Raw genomic sequence first — 22,193 nt, forward strand, 5'->3', positions numbered from 1 at the left:
GGATGCGGGCCGAGCCGGCGGGTTATAAGCAAGGCACGTCAATGACCGCCGGCCGGTGACTGCAACTGATGACGCCGCCTGATGACGCCACCGATCACCGTGATCCGGTGACGACCACAACGGTCCCGCCAGCGCCGACTACAACTGGCTCGCGGCCGGCGACGACCACAACCGGCTCGCCTCCAGCGATCCGCAGCGGGCTCGCTGGCGGCGACCACTGCGGCGCGCTGCCGGGTGGCAAGGCTGTTCGCCGCCGGGTGGGGTAAGGCGAGGGGCCACCGGGTGTGCAAGGCGGCGCGGCACTGGGCGGGGAAGGGCGGCGCGCCGCTGAGCGGGAAGGGCGGCGCGCCGCTGAGCGGGCGAGCAGGTCAGCCGATGGAGTCGGCGACGAACTCGCCGATGCCCTCCATGCCCTTCGCGTTCGGGTGCAGGGGAGCGGCCTGGGAGGTCGGTATCACGCCTTCGAACCACTTCACGTCCGGCGGGGCGCACACGTCGTGGCCGACGCTGGGTGGCGCGATGTCGACGAACGTCGCCCCGTGTGCCTCGGCCTCGCGGGCGAACAGGGCGTTCAGGCGGTGGATGTTGGCCTGGAGGTAGTCGGCGTCGCGCGCCCAGATCGGCTGTTTCGGGTGGCAGCCGCCGGGCTTGACGTAGGTGCCGTAGCCGACGACGACGATGCGGGCTTCGGGGGCCTTCGCGGAGATCGCGTCCAGTGCGGCGGCGAACTCCGGTGCGTAGGCGTCGATCTGTTCCGCGAGTTGGTCGCGGCCGCCGGCGGTGAGGCGGTCGCGGCACGAGAGGCCGAGGGGTTCGGGGAGCGGGTTGATGCAGCTCGCCGCCGTGCCGACGAGGTTGACGTCGTTCCCGCCGATGGTGAGGGTGACCAAATCAGTGGACGGGGTGACCGCGTCCAGTTGCGGCGCCTGCCTGCCGCCGAGGGTCGGTTGGGGGGCGGTCAGGTTGTCGGTGACGGCGGACGAGCACGTCACGTCGCGGAACGTGGTGGCCTCGATCCGCGCGGCCAGGATGCTCGGCCAGTTCCCGGTGGAGCGCAGGCAGCCCGCGTGCAGCAGCTCCCGGTCCGGGATCAGGGGGCCGGCGGCGGCGGAGTCGCCCAGCGCGACGTACTCCAGGTCGCGGTCGGCGTTCGCCGCGCCGGTGGTGGTCAGGGTGATCGACAACGCCGTCAGCAACGCCGGTAGCAGCCTGCGCACGATCGCCTCCGTTTCGGTGATCGGGATGGTTCCGGGGGACATGATGTGGCCTCCGCCACCGAACGACACCCGGGAGTTCGCGCAAACCCGACCAATCGGTGTTGCGTCGGGTCACAGGCTGCTGATCAACGGGCAAGCGCTACCCGAACGGTTGTCACCGGCTCCGGTCGAGATCCGGGCGTCCGCGCGCCGCCGGTTCGTGAAGTGCCGGGCGTGGGGCCGGGGCGCCCGCCCGACCCGCACCGGCCGGCGGACGTGCCGGGGGTGCCGGCGGACGGCGGCGTCGGTGACACGGCGGGTGAAGTCGGTGCACCCGATGAGCGGGACTCCGCGGGCACGCGGGTGAAAGCCGGCGCGGGCGGGTGATCCGCCCGGCACCCTGGAGAGAGTGAAGGAACATCGCCGGGAACTGGTCCGGCTCAGCCGCGTCGTCGTGGACCGGCCGCGGTGGCAGCTCGGGTGCGCGGTGCTGGTGTCGGTGTGGTCGTTGGCGTGGGTGGCGGGGCAGCCGTTCGGCGCGCCCGGACCGCTGGACGTGCTGGACCGTCCGCTGGAGTGGGCCGCCGTGCCGACCGGCTGGCTGGACGCGGTCGGCGCGTGGTGCGCCGGGCGGACCGGGTGGCTGGCGGTCGTCGGCGGGCTGCTGTGGGCGATGACGACTGCGCGGCAGCAGGTGAGCGCGTTGTTCGGGTGGCCGGCGGTGATGTTCGCGGCCGAGTCGGTCGGATATGGCGCGGTGCACCAGGCGCTGCTCACGTTCGCGGTGTTTCTGGTGGTCGTGGGGTTGTTGTCGATTCCGGGCCGGCGCGCGTTCGTGGTGGACCGGATCGCGATCATCCCGAAGGACGTCGCGCGGGCCGCTTCGACCGCCGTCGCGTTGTCCGCCGTGGTGCCGTTGATCGCGCCGGGCCTGCTGATCGCGGCATTGCTGAAACCGTATGTGACGAGACCGCCACGCTACCGTTCTGAACCGAAAGACGGTTGGTCGACGTCAAGTTTCGATCACGCTTTGCCGGCGCCCCGGGACGAGCTGCGCGCGCCCGCGCAGTCAAGTTCGGGGCAAGAGAGCGGGTAGCTCGGGTTACCCAGCGGTACCGGCGATTGTCCGGCAGTCAATCGTTTTGCCGGTAATTACCCCGCTGCGCACCAGGTGAGCGCCGTCGTCTATTCGGGAGGGGGCCGATAAAAGTGAGTGTTTCTCACATGGTCGACCGCAGTCGTGCAGGTACGTGCGACGATCCGTGATGAACCTGACGCCAATCCTGTGTTTGGGCTTACTGGGCCGTATCCATCAAGATGGCAGAGTGCATGAAAATCCCGCCGAAAACCGCTTAGCCAAGGTGATGCGCCGTCAGCCTGTCCAGCAGCGTGGCGCCGCCACGGTGACCGCCATTGTCGACGCGTGTGCGCAGCTGCTGAACGAGTACGACTACGACGACATCACCACAGCCCGGATCGTCGAGCTCGCCGGCGTGCCAATTGGATCGTTCTACCAATACTTCCCGGACAAGCGTTCTGTCGTGCACGCCTTGGCGCTGCGCGGCATGGAGGAGTACCTCACACGGATCGAAACACTGTTCAAGGAAGGACAGCTGGCCGCGAACTGGCGGGAAGCGGTGCAGCAAGTCGTCGGCGTCTACCTGCGGATGCTGGTCGAGTTGCCCGGTTTCGGCCGGGTGCGGTTCAGCGACCTGTTCGACGGGCACCGCCTGGACGCCAGCGTCGACCAGTACGACCTGATGGCGGAACGGCTCCGCGAGCTGTTCGTCGAGCGCTTCAAGGTGCGTGGCGACGCACCCGTGGCGCTGACGTTCCGGATGGCCACCCAGACCGCCGATGCCATGTACAAGCTCGCCGAACGGGTCGAGCCCGCCGAACGCCAGGTGGTCCTGCGGACCGCGGACGGCGTCATACTCCGCATGCTGGCCGGGGTGTTCGACCCGGCGTGACTTGCCGCACCGGTCCGGGTGGTGTGGGGTGGACCGGTGACCGACTTCGACGTGATCGTGATCGGCGGCGGACCGGTGGGCGAGAACGCCGCCGCCCGGACCGCCGCCGGTGGCCTCCGCACCGCGTTGGTGGAGGCCGAGAAGGTCGGCGGTGAGTGCTCGTACTGGGCGTGCATGCCGAGCAAGGCGCTGCTGCGGCCCGGTCACGCGCTCGCCGCCGCCCGGCGGGTGCCGGGTGTGCCGGTGGGCGAGCGGCTGGACCCGGCCGCGGTGCTGAAGCGCCGCAACGAGTTCACGTCGAACTGGGACGACTCCGGTCAGGTCGGGTGGGCGGTCGGCGCGGGCCTGGAGGTGGTCCGGGGCCGTGGCCGGCTGGTCGGCGAACGGCAGGTCGACGTCGGCGGCCGGGTGCTCACGGCGTCCCGCGCGGTCGTCGTGTGCACCGGCAGCGTGCCCCGGATCCCTTCGCTGCCAGGGCTTTCCGAGGCGTCCTACTGGACGTCCCGGGAGGCGACCTCGGCGCAGGAGGTGCCGTCGTCGCTGGTGGTGCTGGGCGGCGGCGTGGTCGGCGTGGAGATGGCGCAGGCGTGGGCGCGGCTGGGCTCGAAGGTGACCCTGGTCGTGTCCGGCGAACGACCGCTGCCCAAGGCCGAGCCGTTCGCCGGGGACCTCGTGGCGGACGGTCTGCGCGAGGACGGCGTGACCCTGCGCACCGGCGTGAGGGCGACCGGTGTGTCCACTGCGGACGGTGTGTCCACTGCGGACGGTGAGGTGACGCTGGAGCTGTCCGACGGTTCCTCGGTTTCCGGCGCGCACCTGTTGGTCGCGACCGGTCGGCAGCCCGCGACGTTCGACCTGGGCGTCGAGCAGTACGGCTTCACGGCGGGCGACGCGCTGCCCGTCGACGACACCGGCCGGGTGTCCGGCGTCGACTGGCTGTACGCGGCCGGCGACGTCACCGGTCGCGCCCTGCTCACCCACCAGGGGAAGTACGCGGCCCGCGCGGTGGGCACGGCGATCGTTACCGGCGCCGAGTCGCCCGCACCCTGGACCGCCGCCGTGGCCACCGCCGACCACACCGCCGTGCCGCAGGTCGTGTTCACCGACCCAGAGGTCGCATCGGTCGGGTGGACCGAAGCCGAGGCGCGGAAGAAGGGCGTGGAGATCAGGGTCGTCGACCTGGACATCGCGGTGGCCGGCTCGTCGCTGCACGCCGACGGGTATCGCGGCAAGGCGCGGATGATCGTCAACGAGAAGACCAGGACGCTCGTGGGCGTGACCTTCGCCGGCCCGGACACCGCGGAACTGATCCACGCGGCCACCATCGCGATCGTGGGCGAGGTGACCGTGGACCGGCTGTGGCACGCGGTTCCGGCGTACCCGACGATCAGCGAGGTGTGGCTGCGGCTGCTGGAGGCCTACGGGCTCTGAGCGCCCGCCCGCAAAGCACCGTTCGCAAGGCGCCTCCTGCGAGGCACCGTTCGTGAGCTGTCCGCGAGCCGTTCGCGGACGGTGCGCGGCATCGCTGAAGAGGTGGGCTGTTTCGTTGTTGCAACAAAATAGCCACTTCTGGTAGAACGGTGCTCACCCTGTGAAATCGGCGGTACGCCGAGTGCCGTACGACTTGTGGGCCATTGGATGTCAGATCCCAAAATTGCGGCCTCGGCTCATTACACTGCGGAAGTGACCAGGGGAACCGTTGCTCTCGCGACCGCGGCGGTCCTGTGGTGCGCGTTCCTCATCGGCACCACATTGCTGCCCGAGGCGCCGGATTTCGCGCCCATCGCCGTGTACCTGCCGGGTTTCCTGATCGCGCCGGTGGTAGCCCTCACCCTGTGGCGGGCGCGCAAGAACGCGTTGCTCTGCCTCGCGCACGTGCCGAGAATCGTGCTCGGGCTGGGCTTCGCGGTCGCCGTCGCGGGCTGGCTGTTCTCCTGCGGCGCGTTGACCGGCAGGCCGGGCACGGAAATGCTGTGCACGGTGGCCGGCCTGGTGATCGTGCTGCACGTGGCGTTCGGGCTGATCGCGGTGGGTCTGGTGCGCACCGGCTACTGAGCCCGCCCGCACCGGCTACTGGCCCGCACGCACCGGCTGCTGAGCCCGCGCGCCGGTCACTGGGTGGTCGGCAGCCGCAGTGCCTGGTCGACCAGCGCGGCCAACTGGGGGTCGGCGGGGTCGGACTCGCCTTCGGACCACACCGCCTGCGCGGTCCGCACCTGGGCGTTCTTCAGCGTCGTCTTGATCGCCGAGCGGTCGAAGGACGGCGGCCCGCCCGCCCACGCCTTGCCCTCCTTCACCAGCGCGGTGACGCCGCCGGAGCCGGCCGCCGAGGCGACCTTGTGCAGTTCGCCGGCGCGGGCCGCGTCCGGCAGGTTCAGCTCGGCCACCGCGATGCCGACCTTGCGGCCGTCCACCGTGGTCTCGTACTGGGCCCGACGCAGTTGCAGGCACATGTGCCCGGCCAACCACGCCTGGACGTCGCCGAACGCGTGCTTCGCGCAGTCCTCGGTGCGGTCCGCGCCCTTCGGCGAGAAGTTCCGGCCGTCCACCACCACGGTCGTCGGCTGCGGCGCGGGACTGGTCGACGAGGCCGCCTCGGTCGCGCTCCCGGAGGTCAGCACGATGATCAGCGCCACCACCAGCACCACCGCGACCACCGCCGCCGCCGCGTACGGCAGCCACTTCGGCCGGCGCGCGGCGGGCACCACCTTGGGCAGCAGCATGGTGCTGGCCGACGCCAGGTCCGCCGCCGCGTCCGGGAAGCCCTCGGCCCGCAGTTGGCGGACGTCCGGCGGGGTGCCGGTGGGCGCGAGCACGGCGAGCAGCTTCGCCGCGTGGTCGGCCGAGCAGGGCCGGTCGCTGGTGGCCAGCTCCCGTGCCGCCGCGAGCAGCGTGGTCGGCTTGGGGTGCAGCACCCGCACGCCCCGGTTGAGGTCCGCGGTGGGCTGGACGACCTGTGCCACGTACGGCCCGACGGCCACCACCGTGGTCACCGGCAGCGGCTCGCCGCGCATGTCCTGGATGCGCCGGGCCACCGCGGTGCTCGCCTCCAGCGCCTCGGCGGCCGGGCTGGTCGCGCCGTCGGTACGGGTGAGCGGCCAGCCGTCGATCTTCCACTGGCCGGTGAGCGGGGCCTCCAGCCGCATGGCCGGGTCGGGCAGGTCGACGCCGACCACCACCAGCACCCCGCGCGGCAGCACGACCACGGCGTCCAGCGTGCGCGGGCAGTCCGGTGGGGTCACGCCGAGCATGGCGACGCCGCCCAGCACGGAACCGCCGGTGCCCCACGCGCTCAGCGCGGCCCGCACGTCCAGACCGACCTGGGACGGCTCGGGTCCGAGACGGATCAGCCGCACAAGATCACACCGTTCCTCACGGTCGAACACGGTAGCGCCGTAGGGGGTGGGTCGGTCCTGCGGTCCGCGAGTTGACACTTCCAGTGACCGTCATCACCGGAATGGGGGTGCCTCGTTGGACGGACTGTTCACTCTGCCCGGGAGGTTCGGTCGCCATGCGCCCAGTCGTGCTCGTCGGCGGGTGTGGCTTCCCGCGCGCCGGACGCCGGCCGGTGCGGACGGCCTGCCGGTGGACGGGAGCAGCGTCTCGGTCGCCGTCATCACCTGGGCACAGGGCTTGTGAACGTGGTCGCGGCGGTGACCGCTTCGAGTGCTCCTCGATCACGTAAACGTGTCGGACTGATCTCGGAATGTGACCCCGCTGCCCGATCCGTGGGCGACGGGGTCGCACTTTAGGGTCGAAAGTCCTGTATCTGACCCGCCCGGGTGATGAACGTGCTGGTTCTTCTGGCGGACCGCTCCGACAACGGGCAGAATGACCAAGTCGGGAATTCACAAGATCGTCCGCTCACGACAGGTCGTAGGGGAAGACGTCCCTCGTCGAGTAGCGGAGGTCAGCTGTGAGCACCCGTGGCAGCACCAGTGGCGTGGTCTACGTCCACTCGTCGCCGTCTGCGGTCTGTCCGCACGTCGAGTGGGCGATCTCGGGCACCCTCGGCGAGCGAGCGGACCTGAAGTGGGCGGCGCAGCCCGCCGCGCCAGGGCAGTTGCGCGCCGAATGCGCCTGGTCCGGCGACGCCGGCACAGGCGCCCGACTCGTGTCCGCGCTGCGCGCGTGGCCGATGCTGAGGTTCGAGGTCACCGAAGACCCGAGCCCCGGAGTCGACGGCGTCCGCTACTGCTTCGCGCCCGTGCTGGGCCTGTGGCACGCCCGGACCAGCGCGAACGGCGACATCGTGGTGTCCGAGGACCAGCTGCGGGCGTTGGCCGCGCGCAGCCGCGGCGGCGAGTCGTTCGCGCACGGCGTGGACGAGATCCTCGGCGCGGCCTGGGACGACGCCCTCGAACCGTTCCGCCGGGCGGGCGACGGAGCCCCGGTCACCTGGCTGCACCGCGTCGGCTGATCCCGGCCGACCGCCCGCGTCTCCGGCGCGGCCGGTCGGCCGCACCGGCACCCGGCTCGCACCTGGACCCCGGCCGCATCCGAGTACTCCGGCGTCCCTGGGAACCAGCGGCCTCAAGTTTGAATTCCGCACGCCCGAAAAAGGACGCAAGCGTTTACGGAGCGCTTCATTACCCACTCGCGCGCACTTCCAAACCTGAGAATCCGACTTTGTCGGTGCATCCCGGTAGAATTGATACCGGGGGCCGTGGCCCGCAAAATTGCCGACCGCAGCCTGCAGAACTGACCGACCGCCAACCCGTGGACCGCGCGGCTGCCACCCGTGCAACGGCCGATCAAGACGTGCGGACCGGCGGACCGTACAGCCGGCAGGGCTCAGCCAGTGGCCACGGCGGGCTTCCAGGCCGCCATCAGGTCACCGTAGGTGGCGGACTCGACCATCAGCCGCTCGTGCGAGCCCAGCAGCGGCGCACCGCCGTCCATCACCAGCACGTGGTCCGCCCGCAGCGCCGAAGACAGCCGGTGCGCGATCACGACCAGGATCCCGTCCCGCGCCGCGAACGCCCGCTCCACCACCGCCTCCGCCGCCGGGTCCAGGTTCGAGGTCGCCTCGTCCAGCACCACGACGTCCGCGTCGCACGCGTACACCCGCGCCGCTGCCAGCAGCTGCGCCTCACCCGCGGACAAACTCCCGCCCGCGTGACCGATCGCCCCGTCCAGCCCACCCAGCCGCGCCACGACCTCGGACGCACCCACCGCCGCCACCGCCGCCGCCAGCACCTCGTCGGAGGCGGACGGCGCGAACAACGCCAGGTTGTCCCGCACGGTCCCGGTGAACAGGTAGGTCTCCTGCGGCACCAGCGCGATCCGCCGGTGCCGTTCCGCCGGGCGCACCTCCCGCACCGGCACACCGCCGAACAGCACCGACCCCGCCTGGGGCGCCAGCAGCCCGGTGATCAGCCCGGCCAGCGTCGACTTCCCGATGCCGCTCGGCCCCACCACCGCGAGGTGCGACCCGCGGGTCAGCGTCAGGTCCAGGTCGCGCACCACCGGCTCGGCGTGCTCGCCCCACCCGAACGTCACCCCGCGCAACTCGACCGCCCCGTCGCCTCCCGGAACGAGGTCGCCGGTCTGCTCCGCCACCTCCGGCGCGGCTTCGGCCAGCCGCCGCAGCGCCACCGCGAGCCGCAGCACGACGGTGCTGGTCGTGTCGGCCAACCGCCGCAGCGCCGGCTGCACGCTAGTGCTCAGGTACACCACCGCCGCCAGCACCTGGCCCGCGGTCAGCGCACCCGCCGCCACCATGCCCGGCGTCATCACCAGCAGCAGCACCAACGGCAGGAAACCGCCGACCGAGATCACGATCCCGCGCAACGCCGACGCCCAGGCCATCCGGACGGTCGCGCCCGCCTGCACGTCGACCTGCCGCACGACGTCCGCCGAAGCGTGGGACTGCGCCCCGCAGGCCACGACGTCCCGCATCCCCAGCAGCACCGTCCCCGCCACCTCGGCGGTGCTCTCGTCGGCCATCACCAGCGCCCGCTGCCCCCGTGCCAGGGACGGCAGCAGGAGGCCGAACAGCACCAGGGCCGCCACCACGGGCAGCACGACCAGCCACGCCAGCGAGGACACCGTCGTCGCCAGGCCGACCAGCGCGGCGGCCGTGGTCACCAGCAACGCCCGCGCCTGCACCAGCAACCCGGCGGTCGCGTCGCGCACCACCTCCACGTGCCGGGTGATCCGCGCGACGGCGCTGGCGTCCGGTTGCCGCCGGTGCGACCGGCCGTCGTGCAGCACGCCGCGCACGATCGTGGTCACCAGGGCGTCCCGGAGCGGTTCCACGACGTCGCCGAGCCGGGTGAACACCTGCCGCAGGCCGAACCCGCCGAGCACCGCCACCAGCGCGAACGCCACCAGCCACCCGATGCCGGTCCACACGTCGCCGACGGCGAACCCCCGGTCCACCGCCAACCCGACCAGCCGGCCGGACAGCAGCGCGGGCACGCCCTCCAGCACCGACCAGCCCAGCAGCGCCAGCACGGCCCGCCGCCGTCCCATCAACGCCCGGAAATAAGGTCCCATCAGCCGAACACCGCCCGGTACTCCGCGTTCTCCCACAGCGCGAGGTGCGGGGCCACCGCCCGCACCCGGCCGTCCTCCAGCCACACCACGGCGTCCGCCCGGCGCGCGGTCGCGGCGCGGTGCGTGACGACGACCCTGGTGCGGCCGGGCAGCGCCGACTCGACCGCACGCTCCACAGTGGACTCGGTGACGGTGTCCAGGCTGGCGGTCGCGTCGTCCAGCACGAGCACCTGCGGGTCGCGCACCACGGCCCGCGCCAGTCCCAGCCGTTGCGCCTCACCGCCGGACAGCGGCGTGTCGGCCATCGGCGTGTCGTAGCCGTCGGGCAGCCGGACCACCACGTCGTGCACGTGTGCGGCCCGGCACGCGGCCAGGACTTCCTCCCGGCCGAGGGACGTGCCGTAGCCGACGGCGTCCGCGACGGTCGCGCCGAGCAGCGCCGGGCGTTCGAACGCGTACCCGACCGACCCGCCGCGCGACACCTGTCCGGACGAGGGGGCGGTCAGCCCGCCGATCACCGACGCCAACGCCGACTTGCCCGCGCCGGACCGGCCGACCACGGCCAGGAACGTCCCGGCGGGCACCAGCAGGTCCACGTCGTGCAGGGCTTCCGGCACCGACACGCCGCGCAGCTCCACCGCGCCGGGCGCCGCGGAGCCGGGCGCGCCGACCAGGACCTGTTCCACGGTGAGCACCTCGTCGATCCGCTGGGCCGACGCCCGCGCCCGCTGCACGGCCGTCAGCACGGCGGCCTGCCCGACCACCGCCATGCCCAGCCCCGCGTACCCCATCGCGGCCAGCACGTCGCCGACGCTCAACCGGCCCGCGACCACGCCGAACCCGGCGGCGGTCAGCACGGCCAGCTCCACGGCGGGCAGCAGCAGCCCGGCCCGCCAGATCATCTTCGCCTGGGTGCGCCACATCCCGATGCCCGCCGCCGCGAGCCGGGGGAGCGGTCGCAGCACCCGCGCGGCCTCCTGGTCGGCCCGGCCGGACGCGGCGATCGTGCGCAACCCGCCGACGGCGTCCAGCAGCCGGGCGGACAGCTCGCCCGACACCTCCTGGTAGGTGGCCACGTCGTCGGCGGTCAGCTTCAGGTGGGAGCGCACCAGCAGCAGCGCCAGCGGCACGCTGAGCAGGAACACCACCGCGAGCCGCCAGTCCAGCAGTGCCAGCGCCACCACCGCGCCGGTCGCCGTGAGCACGGTGATCCCCAGGTTCACCAGCAGCACCGCGAAACCGCCCGCGATCGCGCTGTCCCCGGTCAGCCTGCTCACCGCGTCACCGGCCTCGAACCGGCCGGGATGCCCCAGTTCCAGCAGCCTGGAGGTGAGCCTGCGGCGCAGCCACGCCGTGCCGCGCGCGGTGATCGCGGCGGCCAGCACGACGCCGATCGCGTCGCCCACCACCTCCACGCCGGCCAGTCCCACCAGCCACCACACGGTGGCCGCGTCCAGTCGCCCGTTCAGCGCCATGTCGACCGCGCCGGCCAGCGCGGTCGGCAGCAGCAGTCCCGCCGTGGTCGCGAGCAGGGCGTTGCAGGCCAGCAGCAGCCAGCGCGGATCACGGCGGACGACTGTTCTCAGCAGCATTCGTGCTCCTGCCGGTTCGTGGGCGCATCATGGGCGAGGGCCCGACGCCGGCCACCCGGCTGCGAGCCGGGGGGCTGACGCCGGACCCTCGTGTGATCGGGTGAGCGGCGCACTTCGCCTGCGCCGCTCACCCCCTCCTCAGTGCGGCGTGATCTAGCAGAGCACCAGGCTCGCGGTGGAGTGGCTGCACGGCAGCAGCAGGGAGACGTTGGACGCGGTCGTGCTGCCGCCACCGCCACCGCTGCTGCCCCCGCTGGCCATCGCGTTGGCCTGGACCTCGGGGGTGTCCATGTCCTGCAGGTCGAGGATGAATTCCATGGTGACTCCTTCTCGGGGGAGAATCGGGTTACTGCGACCGGCCCGAAAGGGCCGGAGACTTGAGGAACGGCAGCACCGGGATGCCGTCCGCGGTGGACGCGAGCGCCAGCAGCACGCCCGCGCCGCCGGTGTTGAGGTCCATCGACAGCCGGCGCAGCTGGGTGCCGGGGAACGCCAGGCCCTCCTGGTAGGGCACGGCGTGCCAGGCCAGCGTCGCCAGGTGCCGGTCGATCGCCTCGGGTGGCCCGCCCGCGTGCACGAGGGTGGCCAGCAGGCCGGCCCGCCCGAGCACCAGCGCGGGCTGGATGACGAACTCGCCGGTCAGCGCGGCGACCAGTTCGGGCAGCCGCGCCGAGCACTCGGCGTCCGGGGCGACCCGGGCGAACTCGTTGAGCGCCAACGCGATGCCGGCGCTGCCGATGCCGACGTACGGCAGGGTGCGGAAGTTGCCGTCGCGGACCTGCGTCGAGCCGTCCAGCGCGGTCATGCACTCCGCGAGGTCGCGCTCCAGCGCGCGCTCGGCCTCCACCAGCCACCGCCGGTCGCCGGTCCGCTCGTGCAGCCGGACGAACAGCAGCGCCGGACCGGACCAGCCGTACAGCAGCCCGGCGCGGGCCTTGTCGCCGGGCGGCGGGGCGTCCGCGAGCATGGCGACCAGCCGCTCACCGAGCTCCAGCGCCTGCTCCGCACGGGCCTCGTCGGCACGTCGGTCGGCGAAGTGCAGCAGGTTCAGCGCCACCCCGGACAGACCGGCGTTGAGCCCGTGGTCCTTGGTCGACGGCAGGATCTCGGCGTACGCGCTGACCAGACCGTCGGCCTCGTCGTGGTAGCCGAGGTTCTCCAGCACGTAGGCGATCCCGTGCGCGCCGGTGAAGAAGCCGGGCTCCTTCGGCGGATCGCGGCGCAGCGAGTCCAGCAGCCACTGCTCGTGCTCCGGGTAGCGGCCCTCGCCCGTCACGTCCAAGGCGTGCAGCACACCCGCCGCGCCGTAGGCGAAGCACGCGCCGCCGACCTCGAACTGCTCGACGTCACCGGGGAACAGCCGGTCCTTGCGCTGCGGCGTGGCGCTCGCCAGGATCGCGGCGGCGATGGACTTGCGCACCACCTTCCAGTCCGGCTCCGGTTCGTCCAACGCCGTCACGACCGGGGCGGGCGGGTCCACGCGCGGCGTCAGCGCGGCGAGGATGCGGTCGCAGTACTCGTCCGGCAGGCCGAAGCGGCGCCGGATGAACTCCACGTGGGTGCGCAGCTTCACCGGCGCGAGCTCGATCACCGCGTTCAGCGGCAGGAACACGTACAGCCGCAGCGCGGCCAGCGCGTACTCGTCGATCTCGAAGCCGGAACGGTCCTGCGGGGCTTGGAAACCCGGTGAGCCCAACGTCGGCTTGCGGTCCTCCGCCACCGGGAACGCGAGTTCGAAGTCGATCAGGGACACCGAATCGTCGTCGTCGACCAGGACGTTGAGCGGGTGCAGGTCGCTGAACACCACTCCGCGCTCGTGCACGTCGGCGAGGATCCGCTCGACCGACTCGATGATCCGCAACGCCCGCGCGGTGTACGCGGTCACGTCGCCGACCTCGCGGTGGGTGAGCGGGTAGTGCTGACCGAGCCACTGGCCGATCGGGCGGCCCGGCACCGGCTGCATCGCGACGAACTCGTGCTCCCAGGCGGTGAAGTGCTCGTACACCTCGGGCACGCCCGGCACGCCGTGCAGCAGGGTGAGGACGGCGTGCTCGCGCCGGAGCCGGGCGACCGCGTCCACGTTGTCCCGGTCCAGCCCGGCGTGCGGTCTGGCTTCCTTGAGCACCACCTGCGCGTCGTCGGACTTGCGGGTGGCCCGGTAGACGCCGCCGCCGTTGGAGAAGTGCAGCGACTGGGTCACCCGGTACGGGAACGACTCGGCGTCACCCGCCTTCCGCGCGGCCAGGTGCGTCTCCAGGCACGTCGGCAGGGTGATCCAGTCCGGCACCCAGAACGTGGGCTTGCGCTGGTCGGGCACGAGTTCGCCGTCCGGCCCGTTGATGGCCAGCACGCGCTTGCCGTCGACCTCCAGCCACTGCTCCACGAAACCGCCGTACCGCACGAACAACGGGCCCGCGGCGTACCGCAGGTCGCTCAGGATGTAGGCGCCGGGCTTGCCGGCGAGCAGGGCGTCGAGCTCGCGCAGGACGCTTTCCAGCTGCGCGTCGTCGGCCGGGTAGATGGTGATCAGCTTGCCGCTGCCCTCACGCGGGGCGTACTTCGAGTTGCGGGCCAGCACGATCGACTGGGTGCGCAGGTACTTGAACGGGATGCGGCGTTCGACCAGGTAGTCGTAGGCGGTCAGCAGCACCTCACCGGCGTTGCGCACAGTAGCCGAGACGTGCACCTTCCACCCCTGCAGGGGAACCACCGCCCCGGCCGGGTGAAGATAGCGCCAGATCGTAAGATCGGTCTGGGACCAGTCGTCGGGCAGCGCCGGGAGCACCTGGGAAAAATCATCCTGGGCGGTTTCGGTGGAGCTTTGCACGTCGTAGAAGAGACGGTCCGCGAAGCAGTAGGCCTCATAACGGAGATCCACCGGAATTCGCCTCCCAGGTTTATCGATTGGCCTATTCCCGCACGCTGCCGGGACGAAGCCAATCCGCCAATACGGGGAGGCGACTAGGCCGTTCGTGCTGATCCGAAGTGCAACAAGTCATACTTTCGGTGGCATAGGCAGCAGTGGAACCACCCGAATGCCGGGTTTGAGCTTGCTCTGGGTGATGACCCGGGAGTGTCACCGATAAACGGCACCGAGTCGTTCAAATGATCCACCGGGGCTGGCCAGGGAAATCGTCGGAGGCGCGCTGCACGGCGGTTCCGGTCACTGCCGACCGGCTCGTTGGTCCCTTCGGGGGATGTCCCGTCGGAGCAATCTTATTCCACCGTTGGGAGGCGGAATATACGCCGATTTCGGGGTTTGCCTTATTATCGCAACCGGTGACGGTAGGTCAGATCCGCACCGATCGGGTCTACTGTTACTCCGTTCGGGTCGTAATGTGTGCGTTCGGCCGCATGTGGCACGCTCCCGGTGTGTCTTCCCGGCTGCTGCTGCCCACCGTGCTGGTGCTCGCCGCGCTGACCGGGACGGCCGGTGTGCTGGCCCGCGAGGTGTACCAGCGACCCGCTCAGGCCGTCGGGGACCGGATCGCGGTGCCCTCCGCGTCGTCCCCGGTGCCGCGCGGCTCGCAGCCCGGCAGCCCCACCGTGCAGCTGAGCATCGACGCCGCCCTGCACCCCGACGGCGAACGCGTCCGCGAGGCGCTCCAGAGCTACTTCGACGCCATCAACGCCCAGGACTACGACCGGTGGACCAGGACCGTGACCGCGGAACGCGTCAACCGCACACCGCGCGTCCGCTGGGAATCCGACTACGAGTCCTCCCGCAACGGCACCGTCCTGGTGCACCGCGTCGAGTACGTGACACCGACCCGGCTGCGCGTGCTGATGACGTTCGTCAGCACGCAGGACGTCGCCAAGGCACCCGCCGACCTCCAGACCGACTGCATCTCCTGGCGGGTCGTCTACCCGTTGCAGGCGGAAGCCGGCGCGCTGCGGGTCGACTTCGGCCCCGAGGGCTCCAGCTCCCAATCCGCCGCCTGCTAGCCGGAGCGGACTCCGGCGGGCGCAGAGAAGGCCGTCCCCGATCGGGAACGGCCTTCGGTGGATTCCGCGGCTACAGCGGGATGTTGCCGTGCGCGCCGCGTCCGGCCGGTGCGGCGGCCAGCGCCTGCGCCAGCCTGCGCCGGGTGCTGGTCGGCTCGATCACCTCGTCCACCACGCCGATCGCGATGGCGCGGTCCACGCCGCCCGCGATCCGCTCGTGCTCCTCGACCAGCCGGGCGTGCAACGCCTCCCGCTCGTCGTCCGACACCGCCGCCAGCTTCTTGCGGTGCAGGATGCCCACCGCCGCCTTGGCGCCCATCACGGCCACCTCGGCGATCGGCCAGGCGAACACCGCCGTCGCGCCCAGCGACCGCGAGTTCATCGCGATGTACGCGCCGCCGTAGGACTTCCGGGTCACCAGCGTCACCCGGGGCACCACCGCCTCGCCGAACGCGTGCAGCAGCTTCGCGCCGCGCCGCACCACGCCGTCCCACTCCTGGCCGACACCGGGCAGGTACCCCGGCACGTCGACCAGCACCAGCAGCGGCACGCCGAACGCGTCGCACATCCGCACGAACCGGGCCGCCTTCTCCGCCGACAGCGAGTCCAGGCACCCGCCCTTGCGGATCGGGTTGTTCGCGATCACGCCCACCGTGCGGCCACCCAGCCTGCCCAGGCCGACCACCACGTTCGGCGCCCACTTGGCCTGCAACTCCTCGAACGACGAGTCGTCCAGGATCGCCGACACCAGCGGCTTCACGTCGTAGGCCCGCTGCGGCTGCTCGGGCAGCAGGGCGCGCAGGTCCTCGCCGTCCGGCACCGAGTGCAGGTCGAACACGCCGGGCTGCGCGAACAGCCCGGTGATCCGCCGCGCCCGCGCGTAGGCGTCCGACTCGTCGGACGCGACGACGTGCACCACGCCCGACTTGCGGCCGTGCGCCTCCGCGCCGCCCAGGCCGTCCATGTCGATCTGCTCGCCGGTCACCGACCGCACCACGTCCGGTCCGGTCACGAAGACCTTCCCGGCCGGGGCCATGATCACCACGTCGGTGAGCGCCGGGCCGTACGCCCCGCCGCCCGCCGCCGGGCCGACCACGACCGAGATCTGCGGCACCCGCCCGGACGCCCGGATCATCGCCGCGAACATCTGGCCCATGCCGTCCAGGGACTCCACGCCCTCGGCCAGCCGCGCGCCGCCCGAGTGCCAGACGCCGATCACCGGGGTGCGCTCGCGCACCGCCGTGTCGATCGCCTCCACGATGTGCCGGCACCCCTCCGACCCCAGCGCGCCGCCCATCCGGGTGGCGTCACTGCAGTAGGCCACGACCTTCGCGCCGTCGACCCGGCCGCGCACGGCGAACATGCCACTGCCGTCGCGCGGTCGCAGCGGTGCGATCGAACCGGGGTCGAGCAGTCGGGCCAGCCGGACCTCGGGGTCGCGCGGGTCGGGCTCGCCGTCGGCTCCCGGGGCGGTGGACCGACTGGCCAGGGCAGTCATCGCGGGTCTCCTCCTGAGCGGTCCGACCGGGGTGGTTCAGGCGGTGAAGACCAGCGAGACGTTGTGCCCGCCGAACCCGAACGAGTTGTTCACCGCCGCGACCAGGTCGATCTTGCGCGGCTCGCCGGTGACCACCTCCAGCTGCACCTTCGGGTCCTGCTTCTCCAGGTTCAGCGTCGGCGGCACGATCCCGTCGCGCACCGAGAGCAGCGTGGTGATCGCCTCCACGGCGCCGGAAGCGCCGAGCAGGTGACCGTGGTTGCCCTTGGGCGCGGTCAGCACCGGGTGGTCGCCGATCGCCCGGCGCACGGCCTGCGGCTCGATCACGTCACCCACCGGGGTGGACGTCGCGTGGCAGTTGACGTGGCCCACGTCGGCCGGCTCGACGCCCGCGGTCCGGATCGCCGCCGCGATGGCCCGGGACTGGCCGAGGCCCTCCGGGTCCGCCGCCGTGATGTGGTGGCCGTCCGAGCTGGTGCCGATGCCCGCGAGCGTGCCGTAGATCCGGGCGCCGCGCGCGCGGGCGAAGTCGCCGCGCTCCAGCACCATGATCCCGGCGCCCTCGCCGAGCACGAAGCCGTCCCGGTCGACGTCGAACGGGCGGGAGGCCCGCGCCGGGTCGTCGTTGCGGGTGCTCATGGTCCGGGCCTGGATGAAGCCCGCCATGGTGATCGTGGTGATGCACGCCTCCGCGCCGCCCGCCACGACCACGTCGGCCTCGCCGGCGCGCAGCATCCGCCACGCCCACGCCAGGGCCTCCGCGCCGGACGCGCAGGCCGACACCGGCGCGTGCACGCCCGCCCGTGCCTTCAGGTCCAGGCCGACGTGCGCGGCCGGGCCGTTGGGCATGAGCATGGGCACGGTCAGCGGGGACACCTTGCGCAGCCCGGAGGCCTCGATCAGGTCGTCCTGGTCCAGCAGCGTCATGGCGCCGCCGATGCCGGTGCCGACCACCACCCCGAGCCGCTCGAGTTCGACGTCGCCCTCGCCCAGCCCGGAATCCGCCCACGCCTGGCGGGCGGCGACCACCGCGACCTGCTCGCACCGGTCCAACCGGCGCGCCTCGACGCGGGGCAGGATCTCGGTCGGCTCGACCGCCAGCCGCGCGGCGATCCGCACGGGCAGCTCGAACCGCTCCACCCAGTCGGTCTCCAGCGGCGTCACACCGCTGCGGCCGGCGAGCAGAGCGTCCCAGGTGGAGGCGACGTCGCCACCGAGCGGGGTGGTGGCACCCAGCCCGGTGACGACGACGTCGTTGCCAGTGGTCATGCGTTGCTGGCGATGTACTGCACCGCATCGCCCACGGTCTTGAGGTTGGCCAGCTCGTCGTCCGGGATCTTCACGCCGAACTTGTCCTCGGCCTGCACGGCGATCTCCACCATGGACAGCGAGTCGATGTCCAGGTCGTCCACAAAGGACTTGTCTGCCGTCACGTCGGCCGCCTCGACACCGGCGACCTCTTCGACGATCTCGGCGAGCCCCTTCTGGATGTCCTCGTTGCTCACTGAAAATCCCTTCCTTCTTGCTCCCGCCGGCTGGGCTGTCCCACCGGAGTCTGGTGTTCGGTCACGGCAGTCGGACGACCTGTCCCGCGTAGGACAGCCCGGCCCCGAAGCCGACGAGCAGCGCCACGTCCCCGCTCTTGACCTCGCCCGCCGCGCGCATGTGGTCCAGCGCGAGCGGGATGGACGCCGAGGACGTGTTGCCGGAGTCCACGATGTCACGGGCGATCACGAGGTCTTCACGGGCACCCTTGGCGCGCAACCGCTTCGCGATCAGCTCGATGATCCGCAGGTTCGCCTGGTGCGGCACGAACACGTCCACATCGGACAGCTCGATGCCGGCCAGCTCCACCGCGCGCAGCGCGATGGGCGCGATCTGCGTGGTCGCCCAGCGGAAGACCGACTGGCCCTCCTGGAAGACGAACGAGTTCCGGTCGGCCACCTGGATCATGTCCGCCAGGTCGCCGGCGCTGCCCCAGGCGACCGGCCCGATGCCGGTCTCCTCGGACGGTCCGACGACCGCCGCGCCCGCGCCGTCGGCGAAGATGATCGCGGTGGACCGGTCGGTCGGGTCCACCCAGTCGGTGAGCTTCTCGGCGCCGATCACCAGCACGTACCGGGCGCTGCCCGCGCGGACCAGGTCGGAGGCCGTGCCCAGGCCGTAGCAGAAGCCCGCGCACGCGGCGTTCAGGTCGAACGCGGGCGCGGACGTCACCCCGAGCCGGTGGGCGACCTGCGCGGCGGCGTTGGGGATCATGGACGGCATGGTGCAGGTCGCGACCAGCACCGCGTCGATGTCGGTGGGGGACAGCCCGGCGTCCGCGATAGCCTTCGCGCCGGCCTCGATCGCCATGTCGACCAGCTTCTCGTCCGGCTTGGCGAACCGGCGGTTGACGATGCCGACCCGTTCCCGGATCCACTGGTCGGAGGTGTCCATGGTCTGCGCGAGGTCGTCGTTGCTGACGATCGTCTCGGGCTGGAAGCTGCCCAGGCCGAGGATGCGGGTGCCGGCCGGGCCGGGGCGGGAGGCGAGGGCGGTCATTCCGCCGCCTCCGCGATCAGCGCCACGACCTGGTCGAGCTGGTCCGGGGTCTTGAGTGCCAACGTGGGGGTGCCCTTCAGTTCACGCTTGGCCAGGCCCGTCAACGTGCCCGCCGGCGGCAGTTCCACCACCGCGGACACGGCGCGCTCGCCCAGCGTCGCCTGGCAGGAGTCCCACCGCACGGGGCGGGTCACCTGGGAGATGAGTCGGTTCAGCACCTCGTCGCCGGAGGTCACCACGGCTCCGTCGGCGTTGGACAGCAGCGGGAGCGTGGGATCGGCCACGGTGATCGTCGCGGCACGGGCGCGCAGCGCCTGCTCGGCGGGCGCCATGAACCGGGTGTGGAACGCACCCGCGACCTGGAGCTTGCGGATCTTCGCCCGCTCCGGCGGGTTCTCCACCAGCTTGTCCAGCGCGTCCAGCGGCCCGGCGGCGACGATCTGCCCCGCCCCGTTCCGGTTCGCGCCGACCAGCCCGAGGTCGTCGAGCCGGGCCAGCACGGCCTCTTCCTCGCCGCCCAGCACGGCGGCCATCCCGGTCGGCTCCGACGCGCACGCGGCGGCCATCTCGGCCCCGCGCACCGCGGCCAGCGCGACCGCGTCGTCGGTGCTCAGCACGCCCGCGATGGCGGCGGCGGCCAGTTCGCCGACCGAGTGCCCGGCCACGGTGGTGCCCGCGGGCAGGTCGACCCGCCGGCGCAGCTCCTCGTAGGCCAGCAGCGCGAGCGCCACGACCAGCGGCTGGGTGATGGCGGTGTCCTTGATCTCCTCGGCCTCGGCCGTGGTGCCCAACCGCTCGAGGTCGAGCCCGGTCGCGTCCGACCACGCGGCGACCCGCTGCGCGGCCCCCTCGACTTCGAGCCAGGGGACGAGCATGCCGGGCGTCTGAGACCCCTGTCCGGGGGCGAGGAGCGCGATCACCCGCTCACTGAACACGTTTTCGGCGGTCTCCAGTGATGCCGCGACGGACGAAACCGGAGGGGCTCAGTTGTAGGGTCTCTACAAAAGCGACTCAAAGATGAACGTCGAGGGACGTCGCGTGTTGTCGATGACGGCCCATACCGCCGCAATAGGACGTGCGTTCTGCATCACACCGGGCGGACGTCACCACAATCCCCTGGCCCGTGCCAGCCGTCCCACGGACAGCGCCACCCGCAGCACCAGGGCGTCCCGGGGGTCGTTCGCGTTCCTGCCGGTGAGCTCGGTGGCGCGCCGGAGCCGGTACCGGACCGTGTTCGGGTGGACGAACAGCTTGCGGGCGCAGGCCTCCAGCACGCCTCCCACTTCGAGGAACGTGTCGACGGTCTCCAACAGCGAGCCGCCGGCGTCCTCCAGCGGCCGGGCGACCCGGTCGACCAGCTGCCACTCGGCCTCCGGGTCGCCGGCCAGGGCGCGCTCCGGCAGCAGGTCCAACGACCGCACCGGTCGCGGCGCGGCGGGCCACCCGACCACGGCGCGGAGCCCGGACAGCGCGTCTCCGGCACTGCGGTGGGCGTCGGCCAGGCTCGACACGGACGGCCCCGCCACCACCGGGCCGGGCCCGAACGCGTCGGCGAGCCGGGTCAGCGCGTCCCCGGTCTCCGTCTGCCCACCCAGCACCACCACCAACCGCGACCCCTGGACGCTCAGCAGTACGGGGCGCGAGATCCGAGCCGCCCGACTGCGCACCTCGAACACCACGGCGGGCGGGTCGTCGGACGGCGGGTTGCCGACCAGCACGGTCGCCTCGGCCGCCGGATCCCACCCCAGTGCGGTCGCCCGCGACAGCAACGACTCCTCGGCGTCCCCACGCACGATCCCGTCCACCACCAGCGCTTCGAGCCGGGCGTCCCAAGCGCCCCGCGCTTCCGCCGCCGCCGCGTACGAAGTAGCCGCCGAAAACGCGATCTCGCGTCCGTAGCGCAGCACACCTTCGGTCAACAGGGCGCGCTCGGCCTCGTCCGCCGCGAGCTTCGGCAACTGCTGCTCGAACAACTCCAGCGCAATCCGGACCAGTTCCACGGTCTGCCGCAGGCTGACCCACCGCGAAATGTCCTTCGGCGCCGCCCGGAACGCCTCGGCGGTGAGCCGGATGGCCTGCTCGGGATCGTGCAGCCAGGAAACAAACCCGGCCACCCCGTTCTGGATCAGCAACAACACCCCGGCGCGCTGTTCGGCCGGCATCCGCCGGAACCAGGGAAGCCGCTCCTCCATCTCGGCCACGCTGGCCGTCGCGAGATCCCCCGAAGCCCGCTGCAAGGTCCGCAACGTCCCCTTGGACAACGTCGGCAACACCTCACCTGAACTGCTCACACCCTCAACCATCGCACGCGACCCACCCCCGAGCCCACCCGCCCACGCCCAGCCCCGCACCACTCCCACCCCAGCCCCGCACCACTCCCAACCCAGTTCCGCACCACTCCCATCCAGTCCCACCGCCCCAAGCCCAGCCCCCGGCACACCCCGTCGCGGCTCCCCACGCTCGAACCCCCGGGCCGGCGCGCCCGCGCACACCTCTGCCTTGCTGTGTGTCATCCCCGTATGGCCTGCGCGCAGCGAACCGCGCTTGTCCCCGGACAAGGGTGGTTGGAGTCAAGTGGTCATGGCGACGTGTGGGCGGTGACCAGGTCGTTGTAGACCTCGATCGGCTTGCGCCAGTCGAGGGTCTGGCGGGGGCGTCCGTTTAATTCGGCGGCGACTTTGTCGAGGTCGGCCTGGGTGTGGACGGAGAGGTCGGTGCCTTTGGGGAAGTACTGGCGGAGCAGTCCGTTGGTGTTCTCATTGCTGCCGCGTTGCCAGGGGCTGTGGGGGTCGCAGAAGTAGACCGGGATGCCGGTGCGGATGGTGAAGTAGGAGTGGCGGGCCATTTCGCGACCCTGGTCCCAGGTGACACTGCGGCGCAGGAACTCGGGCAGGGTCTCCATCTTTCGTGCCAACAGCGTCGCGACCCGTTGGGCGTTGCGGTCGTG

19 protein-coding genes are annotated in these 22,193 nt (G+C 71.9%); 6 read left to right on the forward strand and 13 right to left on the reverse strand.

The window, feature by feature from the left end; genetic code table 11:
• Positions 1-368: 368 nt before the first annotated feature.
• Complete coding sequence (locus tag FHS29_RS22020; protein WP_184693257.1) at positions 369-1,259, reverse strand: SGNH/GDSL hydrolase family protein; 891 nt, start codon at positions 1,257-1,259, stop codon at positions 369-371.
• 346 nt (positions 1,260-1,605) lie between these two features.
• Here FHS29_RS22020 and FHS29_RS22025 point away from each other — a divergent pair, with 346 nt between their 5' ends.
• The 4 genes from FHS29_RS22025 (at position 1,606) to FHS29_RS22040 (ending at position 5,221) form a co-directional block, all read left to right on the forward strand.
• Positions 1,606-2,292: a hypothetical protein gene (locus FHS29_RS22025; protein ID WP_312865036.1), complete on the forward strand. Its 687-nt coding sequence runs from the start codon at positions 1,606-1,608 to the stop codon at positions 2,290-2,292.
• Between the two features lie 169 nt (positions 2,293-2,461).
• A complete protein-coding gene (locus FHS29_RS22030) occupies positions 2,462-3,166 on the forward strand; it encodes a TetR/AcrR family transcriptional regulator (RefSeq protein WP_246440626.1) in 705 nt (234 codons plus the stop codon).
• A gap of 36 nt (positions 3,167-3,202) precedes the next feature.
• Entirely contained in the window at positions 3,203-4,597 is a 1,395-nt protein-coding gene (locus FHS29_RS22035; RefSeq protein WP_312865037.1) for a dihydrolipoyl dehydrogenase family protein, read from the forward strand.
• Positions 4,598-4,849: 252 nt separating this feature from the next.
• The gene (locus tag FHS29_RS22040) at positions 4,850-5,221 is read left to right on the forward strand and encodes a hypothetical protein (protein ID WP_184693259.1); all 372 of its coding nucleotides are present in this window, start codon (positions 4,850-4,852) and stop codon (positions 5,219-5,221) included.
• Between the two features lie 56 nt (positions 5,222-5,277).
• Here FHS29_RS22040 and FHS29_RS22045 read toward each other — a convergent pair whose 3' ends face one another.
• Positions 5,278-6,522: a hypothetical protein gene (locus FHS29_RS22045; protein ID WP_184693261.1), complete on the reverse strand. Its 1,245-nt coding sequence runs from the start codon at positions 6,520-6,522 to the stop codon at positions 5,278-5,280.
• A 560-nt stretch (positions 6,523-7,082) separates the two neighbouring features.
• Between FHS29_RS22045 and FHS29_RS22050 the strand changes: the two genes are divergently transcribed.
• Positions 7,083-7,586 carry a DUF3145 domain-containing protein gene (locus FHS29_RS22050; protein WP_184693263.1) on the forward strand — a complete coding sequence of 168 codons (504 nt, stop codon included), beginning with the start codon at positions 7,083-7,085 and terminating at the stop codon, positions 7,584-7,586.
• A gap of 374 nt (positions 7,587-7,960) precedes the next feature.
• Here FHS29_RS22050 and FHS29_RS22055 read toward each other — a convergent pair whose 3' ends face one another.
• From FHS29_RS22055 to lanKC, 4 genes are all read right to left on the reverse strand, one after another.
• A complete protein-coding gene (locus tag FHS29_RS22055) occupies positions 7,961-9,667 on the reverse strand; it encodes an ABC transporter ATP-binding protein (RefSeq protein ID WP_184693265.1) in 1,707 nt (568 codons plus the stop codon).
• Positions 9,667-11,259 (reverse strand): ABC transporter ATP-binding protein, encoded by a 1,593-nt coding sequence (locus tag FHS29_RS22060; RefSeq protein ID WP_184693267.1) that lies wholly within the window; start codon positions 11,257-11,259, stop codon positions 9,667-9,669. Before FHS29_RS22060 ends, FHS29_RS22055 begins: the two co-directional genes overlap by 1 nt.
• Positions 11,260-11,412: 153 nt before the next feature.
• Positions 11,413-11,577: a SapB/AmfS family lanthipeptide gene (locus FHS29_RS22065; RefSeq protein ID WP_184693269.1), complete on the reverse strand. Its 165-nt coding sequence runs from the start codon at positions 11,575-11,577 to the stop codon at positions 11,413-11,415.
• A gap of 28 nt (positions 11,578-11,605) precedes the next feature.
• Positions 11,606-14,137 carry a class III lanthionine synthetase LanKC gene (gene lanKC / locus FHS29_RS22070; RefSeq protein ID WP_184693270.1) on the reverse strand — a complete coding sequence of 844 codons (2,532 nt, stop codon included), beginning with the start codon at positions 14,135-14,137 and terminating at the stop codon, positions 11,606-11,608.
• A 494-nt stretch (positions 14,138-14,631) separates the two neighbouring features.
• On the opposite strand from lanKC, the gene FHS29_RS22075 reads away from it, so the two are divergent.
• Complete coding sequence (locus FHS29_RS22075; RefSeq protein WP_184693272.1) at positions 14,632-15,204, forward strand: hypothetical protein; 573 nt, start codon at positions 14,632-14,634, stop codon at positions 15,202-15,204.
• 70 nt (positions 15,205-15,274) lie between these two features.
• Here FHS29_RS22075 and FHS29_RS22080 read toward each other — a convergent pair whose 3' ends face one another.
• From FHS29_RS22080 to FHS29_RS22110, 7 genes are all read right to left on the reverse strand, one after another.
• Complete coding sequence (locus FHS29_RS22080; RefSeq protein ID WP_184693274.1) at positions 15,275-16,702, reverse strand: acyl-CoA carboxylase subunit beta; 1,428 nt, start codon at positions 16,700-16,702, stop codon at positions 15,275-15,277.
• A 36-nt stretch (positions 16,703-16,738) separates the two neighbouring features.
• On the reverse strand, positions 16,739-17,971 hold the full coding sequence (locus FHS29_RS22085) for a beta-ketoacyl-[acyl-carrier-protein] synthase family protein (protein WP_184693275.1): 1,233 nt from the start codon (positions 17,969-17,971) through the stop codon (positions 16,739-16,741).
• Positions 17,968-18,207 (reverse strand): acyl carrier protein, encoded by a 240-nt coding sequence (locus tag FHS29_RS22090; protein ID WP_184693276.1) that lies wholly within the window; start codon positions 18,205-18,207, stop codon positions 17,968-17,970. Before FHS29_RS22090 ends, FHS29_RS22085 begins: the two co-directional genes overlap by 4 nt.
• 61 nt (positions 18,208-18,268) lie before the next feature.
• Entirely contained in the window at positions 18,269-19,246 is a 978-nt protein-coding gene (locus FHS29_RS22095; protein ID WP_184693278.1) for a beta-ketoacyl-ACP synthase III, read from the reverse strand.
• Positions 19,243-20,181 carry an ACP S-malonyltransferase gene (locus tag FHS29_RS22100; RefSeq protein ID WP_312865038.1) on the reverse strand — a complete coding sequence of 313 codons (939 nt, stop codon included), beginning with the start codon at positions 20,179-20,181 and terminating at the stop codon, positions 19,243-19,245. Before FHS29_RS22100 ends, FHS29_RS22095 begins: the two co-directional genes overlap by 4 nt.
• A gap of 168 nt (positions 20,182-20,349) precedes the next feature.
• Positions 20,350-21,549, reverse strand: a complete 1,200-nt coding sequence (locus FHS29_RS22105) for a PucR family transcriptional regulator (RefSeq protein ID WP_184693282.1) — start codon at positions 21,547-21,549, stop codon at positions 20,350-20,352.
• Positions 21,550-21,824: 275 nt separating this feature from the next.
• Positions 21,825-22,193 (reverse strand): IS30 family transposase (locus FHS29_RS22110; protein WP_184693284.1); only part of this gene is annotated, 369 nt, incomplete at its 5' end.

The organism is Saccharothrix tamanrassetensis, from assembly GCF_014203665.1.
Lineage (GTDB): Bacteria > Actinomycetota > Actinomycetes > Mycobacteriales > Pseudonocardiaceae > Actinosynnema > Actinosynnema tamanrassetense.